General features: G+C 45.9%; 1 pseudogene. It reads left to right on the top strand.

Annotation, left to right across the window (positions count from 1 at the left end):
• Positions 1-732, top strand: a pseudogene (locus HK25_RS13060) (hypothetical protein); the annotation flags it as partial.

Below are 732 nucleotides of genomic sequence, written 5' to 3'. Positions count from 1 at the left end.
GGGGGTATAAGAAATATGCAATTGTCTCGGACAGTTCAGGGAATTTCTGGGTCAGCACAGCTGACAGTAACCTGACTACTCCTGGAGCTGACGGCGCGTCCTGGCAGAGCCTGTTCAATGGATACGCTACCGAGTCCTGGGCTAGTGACGCGTTCGTTGGAAAAGCAGAAGGCGATCAAGATTACTCACCACTACAAGCAGGCGTGAATAAAACATCTGGTGAAATCTGGCTTTCATATACAAACAGCTCGGGAACTGTGGAGTATGTATTCGCTCAGATCGCAGGTGATTATGCACTACAAACTGCGTTGACCGCTGAAGTAACCAGAGCCACAACAGTTGAAAGTAATCTCCAGTCATCAAAAGTAAACCGCGCTGGCGATACAATGACTGGCGCTCTGTACAATTCTGGCGGGTATAACGTAAATTATAGTCAAGCTGGTACAGATACTAATGGTGTCTGGTATAATGGATTTACTACACGGCCCTCTCTGACATCGGCTGCATTTTCCACTTTTGTTCATAGAACGAGAACGGGGAAATATGACTATCTGTCATTGCAGCTAACTAATTCTGATGGAGGCTGGCAGCAGTTAGAATTTAGGCCGGACGGCAGACTTTACACAACTGGTGGAAATACATTCGCTTTAACATCTGAACTTCCTGCGTCAGGAACCACTACACACGGTTCATATGTTACAGTTGGTAATATCAGAACCCTGTATTTTATGT

Origin of the sequence: Acetobacter sp. DsW_059 (assembly GCF_002153695.1) — a bacterium.
In the GTDB taxonomy this organism is placed as follows: Bacteria; Pseudomonadota; Alphaproteobacteria; order Acetobacterales; family Acetobacteraceae; genus Acetobacter; species Acetobacter thailandicus.
The sequence above is the reverse complement of the archived record's forward strand: the minus strand, read 5'-3'. Positions and strand labels throughout refer to the sequence as shown.